Below are 6,931 nucleotides of genomic sequence, written 5' to 3' on the forward strand. Positions count from 1 at the left end.
AAAGGTGCTGTTTCCAAGACCCCCAAATATTTAGAGCGAAGGTCTGACCCCCACAAAAATTAAAGACCCAAAAAAATCCAGACACCTTTGTCTGGATTTTTCTTACGCCTTCTTTTTATCGATTAAATCACATACATCTTTCATTGTATGAATAGACATTAATTCCTCATCAGAGAATTCAATTCCTAATTCTTCTTCTAAGTCCATAATTAAATCTACAACATCAAGAGAATCAATACCTAAATCTCTTAGGTTAGAATCTAATGTAAGTTCCTGGCCTTTTAATTTACTGCTTAAAGCTTCTTTGATTTTATCGAAATAATTCATGTTGTTCACCTCACAACACTAATTATAACGCAATTTTCCCCACAATTACAATATACTTGTCACATAATCAAAAAATGCATTAATAGCTGCTTCTTGTCGGCGATAATAAGTAGCACGGGAATAATATGTCTTCCACCAATGTTTATGTTCATAGAAATAGTCTTCTAGTATAATATGATAATACTCATCACCAATAATAGATTGAGATTTTTCTATAAATATAATTCGTTTAGTGAGTTCCTGTTTTAATTGTATTCTATGAAGTAAATAGTCTTCTTTAGAAGATGATGAAGTTTGATAGTAATCTTCATAGTTAATTGAAGGATATAAGTTAGCCTGGTTTAATGAGTTAAGTATATTTTTATCTTTCTCATATTGTTTAAGTAATAATCTAATGATTCTGATTTTTTCTTTCTTGTTCATAAAAAAAACACCTCCTATAGGTATATACCTTATATGAAGTGTTTTTTCTCATTAAATGATAAAAGATTGTTTAATATCTTCAATATCTTCTTCAGACATACCGATATGGTATAAATAAGCTTTGGCACTGCCATAGTGTTCTCTTAGATAATCTAAGAAGATCATCATATAACGTGGTGAAGATGTAAGGAAGTTTTCTGTATCTTCATCCATCATTTCTTTAAGTGCTTCTATGATTTCATGGTTATTGGCATAAGATTCACTATAGTCCTTAACGATATCATGATCGTAACATCCTACAAGTTCTAGTAATAATGCCGCAATAATACCTGTACGGTCTTTACCAGCACTACAATGGAATAAAACACCTTCATATAAATGATCCTTAAAGACATCAAAGACAGATTTGATCTGCTTCTGATGTGCTTCTAACATATAAATATAAACACCGCCAAGATCTTTATATTCTTTTACTTCACTTGGTACAACCTTAACGACTGCATCATCCATTAAATTGATTTCAATGTTTTCTACATCACGATAGTCTTTAAATGGTGATGGCTGTGCTTCTTTTTCAAAATCAGAACGTAAATCAATAGTCACACGTACACCATAATCATAAAGCTTTTCTAGATCTCCTTCAGTCACATTAGCGGGTGAAGATGCACGGATATAATGATGGCTTTTTGTATAATATCCTTCCTGTGTTTCATATCCACCTAGATCTCTTGTATTTGTCATCTTATCTAGAGCGATTAAACGCTCTTCACTTGTCATATATTGCATATTTACTCCTCAAAAGGTCTTACTCTTAATGTAACACCTATTTCATCTGTAATTTTCTGACATGCTTCAATCTTTTCTTCACCAATAATATCAACAACAGTTAATACAACATTTGGTACATAAGCCTTACATTTCTTTGCGAAATCAAGCATATCATCAAAAGAAGAAATACCAAACTTAGAACGTGTCAATTCTAGGAATTCTTCTTTTGTAGGGGCATTTAATGAGATAGAGACTGTATCAAAACGTCCTTTGTATTCTGGAGTGACATCTCTACCATAAATATCATTAGCTAAACCATTCGTATTAATACGAATCTTCATATCCTTCTTAACAGAACGGATATAATCAATGACTTCTTTGATATCATTCCATCTTTCCATTGGTTCACCAAATCCACAAAAGACAATTTCTTTAAAATCATTGAGATTGTATTTCTTAAACTCTTCAATAATCATTTCTCTAGAAGGTTCTTCTTTTAACCATAAAGAGTTATTTTCCATCATCTCTTTAGTTTGTCTTAAACAGAATGTACATGCACATGGACAACGATTTGTTGTATTCACATAGCATGTAACTCCTTTAGTAGAGTCTAAATGTGAAAGATCAATATAAGTATTTTTATAAAGTGTATATAAAATAGTCATGTTAGAAATCTCCTAATTCACTTAAATATTGTTCAAAGCATAAGCCATAATAAGTTGGTGTGCCTATTTCTTCACTATAGGCGATACATTGAGATGAGAATTCAGTTGCTTTTTTGACACATTCATAAAAAGAATGATTATTTAAATAGCCTCCCGCAATAACACTTGATACAACATCCCCTGTTCCACTACGATCTGGCCCAATACGATCCACAATAATACTTGACGTTTTACCATGATCATAAATGAAATTCATGATATGTGAGGCATCTATTGGTATTCCTGTTACTACAATCATCTGTGGTCCTTTTAATGAAAGTTCATGGCACATTTGACCTAGTTCTTCTTTAGAGGGAATGACTTCAGGATAGTTACGATCAAGTAGTGTTACTAGTTCTGTTAGGTTAGGTGTGAGAATATCTGCATAATGAACAAGGTTCTTCATACTCTCTGCCATTTCTTTACTATATGTCGCATATAAATGTCCATGGTCTCCCATCACTGGATCTACTAATACAAATGTTTCTTTACGTTTAAAGGATTGAATGAAATCAATAACAATTTCCACCTGCTCCTTTGAACCTAGAAAACCAGTCGCAATACCATCAAATTCTAGTTTCAAATCCTTATATGTCTGAATATATTCAGGCATATGTTTAGTATAATCATCAAAGTGATATACAGGAAACTGCGTATGGGTTGATAATATAGCTGTAGGTACTGGTACAGCCTGAATACGCATAGTTGATATAATTGGTGCCATAACCGCAATAGAACATCTTCCAAAGCCTGTTATGTCATTAATTAAAGCCATTCTTTTTTGTCTCATAGTCTTACCTCGTACAAGTATTTTATCATATCGACACTTTTTTTCAATAAAGATATAATAGAGATGAGGTGAAGGAAATGGATTTTAATGAAAATAAGTTAATAAATCAAACATATGAGAATGATTGGCTGATAGAAGAAACATATCGACAAAGTGATTTCCATCAATGTCATTTCAACAATATTACAACACAGGATATTGTGTTTGAGAATTGTTACTTTTATCAAACAGTGTTTAATAAATGTGATTTATCGAATATCAAATTTGATAATTGTATGTTTAGACAGGTGCAGTTTAATAATTGCAAATTATTAGGAAGTGATTTTTCTGAATCAAACTTTGACCAGGTAATCTTCAATAATTGTTTATGTCATTTTGCAAACTTCTCTTTTATGAGAAATAAAGAGACACTATTTAATCAATGTGATTTGAGTCAGGCTATATTTCAAGATACTACAATGAATAAGACAAAATATGAGGAATGCAGAATGATTCAAACATCGTTTCTTCATGCACCACTTAAAAACATTGATTTATCAACATGTCTTATAGAAGCAATTGAAGCAACTCCTCAGGATGTAAGTGGTGCAATCATTGATGAAATGCAAGCATCTACTTTTATTCACTTACTAAACATCAAAATAAAAGAGGCATTATGAAATGCCTCATCGAGTGAAATTCATATTCTCAAGGTAATTGTTTCCTGCTGTCATATCATACTGGACAAGCTTATAGTCATTATATAATTCTTTTTGTGATGATGAGAGATCACCATATTTGATCAATTCTCCATTATCATTAATCATAGCTGCATCAGATTCTTCTTTAGAACCTGCTGCAGCTTTTGTAGTTATAACAGGTAATTCATCTAGAACCTTTTCTAATAATGCACTATAAGGTGTTGTTTTAGTTAAGGTTTGTTTTTGTACAAGGGACATGAAATCAGTAGGTGCTACAAGATCATATTGTTTATAAATTCTTCTACCAAGATGTCTTCTTGCATATTTATTAGAATAGATAAAATAATCTGTCTGATGAAGAATATTATTATTGTTTGTATCCCAATAAATGCCAGGTAAATGATCGCCATAGAAGACAAATGTAATAGGCTTATTAATACTATCTATTTTTTCAATAAAGTTCTTCACTGCTTCATCTGTATAATGAAGCCCCATCACATATTCTTCTACCATTCCTCTAACATAATCATTAGTGACTGCATTACCACTTGCTGCATATTTTTCTTTACCGTTATAGTAATTGTTGTCATATGGTAAATGGTTCTGCATAGTGACAAGGTTAATGAATTTACTACCTTGAGCATCTAAAATTTCATCTACTGTATTTGCATAAGCTGTTTCATCTGATAAATAATCACTGCGATCAATAGAAGATTGATGCTTGATTGGATACTTAGACCCTAAATACATAAACTTATTAAAGCCAAAATTTTGATAAACTGTTTGACGACTATAATAAACACCAATATATGGATGAATCGCAACTGCCTGATTAAATAGACGAGAAAAAGCATAGGCTTGATTTTGTGTTGTGACAAGCTGCGTATAAGGTGTTAAAGCAGCAGAGAAGAACCCTTGGTTTAAACCAGTTAAAGCCATATATTCCATATTCGCTGTTCCTCCTCCATAACCTGTACTATACATGAGTCCTGAAGTTGTTGTTTTCATTAAACTTCTAATATAAGGAATAGGATCATTTGCAAGAGTAAGTTCAGGAATACGATATGGATCCGCAAAACTTTCAGATAAGCCCATGATTACAATCTGATCATCCCAGTCATTTCTTCTTCTCCTATTAATTCTTGCAGATTCTTGTGCATATTTCTTATAGATTTGTGTCATTATTTCTTTACTATAGTTTTCTGGCTCATCCATAACAGAAACATCAATATTATTGAGGAACTGTAAGAGAGGACCATTGAGCTTCGCACCAAATAACTGATTATAGAAATAAGGCTGATCTCCTAGATCACGCATTAATGCATTAACATAAGAGCCATCATGATTAAAAAGAAGTGTACCACTAAAGAATATAGAGGTTACAAGTACCCAGATGATACTCTTTTTAAGAGTCATATGAATAGCATGAGGATGCTTCTTTTCTAAATAAATAATCAAAACAATGACTAAAACGACTAATACAATACTCGCAATAATGATATTTTTACCCATCATTCCAAGTAAACTCTTCCAGGCTTTAATCATTGCAAGGTCTCCTGGAATAATTGGTTCTTCACGATAAATAACCTTTAAGCGATTGGCTACAGTAATTACAATCTGAGCAAAACCAGTAATCAAGACAGATACCCAATAATGTCTTGTAATAGCCATAAGGAAACGCGCTACTAAGACAAGCATGAGTGTATTAAGCAAGACAAAGAATTGTCTTGCGAAGAGTGTATAACAGAAAATATTGTATGTTTCTATCGGATTGACTTCAATATTATAACTTGTATTCATTGCGATAAATGATGCAAAAGAAAGAATGTAAGCACATAGCAGCATAATGATATTGATTCTATGATTCTTTAAATACTGCTTAATCAATTGAGTTTCTTTAGTGAACCATTCATTACTTAATTCAAAGTCACTAAAATGTACTTCTATCGATTTAACTATTCTTTTAACCTGTGGAATTTGTTTAATAAAGAGCGTGACTAGGAAGATGACAAAGACAATGAGTAAAGCTTCTAATTCGCTTTGTCTAAACAGTTTATTAAATGATGTTCCTACAAGATCTTCATTCCATGATACAATGTTTTCTAATCGTCCTGCTCCAATTAAGACAAGAGAAGCAATAGGAATATAGCGTATAAAAGACCATTTATCAAAGAATGGAACATTTCTTAAAAGACGAATAAAATAAATAGCAATCATTACTTCAAAGAATGAAGTAGATGTAGTAAAGCGTAATGCAGTGGACATATCTCCATGTACAATCTTAGAACATAATGGCATCATAGTGACACATAGCACATTTATTAAACAAAGGAGAATTAAAGAAATGATTGAAAAACGTTTTTCTTCTGATGCTTCGATTACACCTAGATAAAATAATATAAATGTGAACGAGATACTATATCCATCACTTAATCCTAGTGAGTCAATACCACTTAATGTTGGTAAGAGAAGAAGTGCTAAAAGAATCCATTTTAAATAGCTATAGTTCACCTTCTTCATAAATGGATAACAAATCAAAGAGAGAATAACACCGGTGATTACAGGTGATACATTTCTAATTATTGGTAAGAAGATTGAATAGATTGCATTCGTATCTATTTTTTTGGTAAGCAAAAAACAAACGATTGCAGATATGAATCCTACAACAACTGTATAAAGCCATAGTTTAAGTGCTTCTGCAAGACTATTTTCTTTTTTAGAATAAATATATCCTAAGGATATAATAACAAGGTCTAGCCCTATAAGTGTGATGATATGCTGAACCTGGATGGTACTCATCAAAGTACCTACTTTACTTATATTGATATGTTTTGCATGGGATGTCCAAAAGAGCTGATCAAGAAGGATCAGTAGAGTCCCTATTATTAAAGATAGATGCGCTGTATGTGTCTTTTTCAAATTATTTACTCCTCTTTTTATCTAACGCTAAATATTATATCATCTTAACAAAAAAATAACATTATACAATGTAATAAAAATGCATGAAAAAAAGGGACATAATTGCCCCGACTTCCATAATGTCTTAGAAAAAATCATCAACATCGGGAATATTTCTAATCTTCCTGCAAGCATATCAAAGCTAAGTACAAGCTTAGATAAATATCCATATATAATAGACATTTGTTTACAAACAATCAATGAAAATAGGGTAGACAGGAAATAATATCAATACTGAGATTAATTATTATTTCTGTGCCTCCCGTTGCACCGTACGTACG

The 6,931-nt window shown here is 31.7% G+C and carries 7 protein-coding genes; 1 reads left to right on the forward strand and 6 read right to left on the reverse strand.

Translation table 11 applies throughout. From position 1 onward, the window contains the following. Positions 1-102 precede the first annotated feature (102 nt). The 5 genes from ABUA27_RS11625 to ABUA27_RS11645 are packed head-to-tail and all read right to left on the reverse strand — an operon-like array spanning position 103 to position 3,012. Positions 103-327, reverse strand: coding sequence for an acyl carrier protein (locus ABUA27_RS11625; protein ID WP_022424221.1), 225 nt, complete (start codon positions 325-327; stop codon positions 103-105). 45 nt (positions 328-372) lie between these two features. Next, entirely contained in the window at positions 373-750 is a 378-nt protein-coding gene (locus tag ABUA27_RS11630) for an MG284/MPN403 family protein (protein WP_022424220.1), read from the reverse strand. A gap of 51 nt (positions 751-801) precedes the next feature. Then, positions 802-1,536, reverse strand: coding sequence for a tyrosine-protein phosphatase (locus ABUA27_RS11635; RefSeq protein ID WP_129981683.1), 735 nt, complete (start codon positions 1,534-1,536; stop codon positions 802-804). Between the two features lie 2 nt (positions 1,537-1,538). Then, a complete protein-coding gene (locus ABUA27_RS11640; RefSeq protein ID WP_349820759.1) occupies positions 1,539-2,183 on the reverse strand; it encodes a TatD family nuclease-associated radical SAM protein in 645 nt (214 codons plus the stop codon). Position 2,184: 1 nt separating this feature from the next. Further along, entirely contained in the window at positions 2,185-3,012 is an 828-nt protein-coding gene (locus tag ABUA27_RS11645; protein ID WP_129981685.1) for a pyridoxamine kinase, read from the reverse strand. A gap of 68 nt (positions 3,013-3,080) precedes the next feature. On the opposite strand from ABUA27_RS11645, the gene ABUA27_RS11650 reads away from it, so the two are divergent. After that, positions 3,081-3,671: a pentapeptide repeat-containing protein gene (locus ABUA27_RS11650; protein ID WP_502879710.1), complete on the forward strand. Its 591-nt coding sequence runs from the start codon at positions 3,081-3,083 to the stop codon at positions 3,669-3,671. Positions 3,672-3,677: 6 nt separating this feature from the next. Here ABUA27_RS11650 and ABUA27_RS11655 read toward each other — a convergent pair whose 3' ends face one another. After that, a complete protein-coding gene (locus tag ABUA27_RS11655; RefSeq protein WP_349820760.1) occupies positions 3,678-6,611 on the reverse strand; it encodes an LTA synthase family protein in 2,934 nt (977 codons plus the stop codon). Positions 6,612-6,931 lie beyond the last annotated feature (320 nt).

This window comes from Catenibacterium sp. RTP21428st1_D7_RTP21428_210409 (assembly GCF_040227455.1).
GTDB classification, from domain to species: Bacteria; Bacillota_I; Bacilli_A; order Erysipelotrichales; family Coprobacillaceae; genus Catenibacterium; species Catenibacterium mitsuoka_A.

What these genes read in the sequence shown, in the direction of transcription:
- ABUA27_RS11630 (WP_022424220.1), bottom strand. Translation starts at nt 750, where the DNA reads ATGAACAAGAAAGAAAAAATCAGAATCATTAGATTATTACTTAAACAA.
- ABUA27_RS11645 (WP_129981685.1), bottom strand. Translation starts at nt 3,012, where the DNA reads ATGAGACAAAAAAGAATGGCTTTAATTAATGACATAACAGGCTTTGGA.
- ABUA27_RS11625 (WP_022424221.1), bottom strand. Translation starts at nt 327, where the DNA reads ATGAATTATTTCGATAAAATCAAAGAAGCTTTAAGCAGTAAATTAAAA.
- ABUA27_RS11635 (WP_129981683.1), bottom strand. Translation starts at nt 1,536, where the DNA reads ATGCAATATATGACAAGTGAAGAGCGTTTAATCGCTCTAGATAAGATG.
- ABUA27_RS11640 (WP_349820759.1), bottom strand. Translation starts at nt 2,183, where the DNA reads ATGACTATTTTATATACACTTTATAAAAATACTTATATTGATCTTTCA.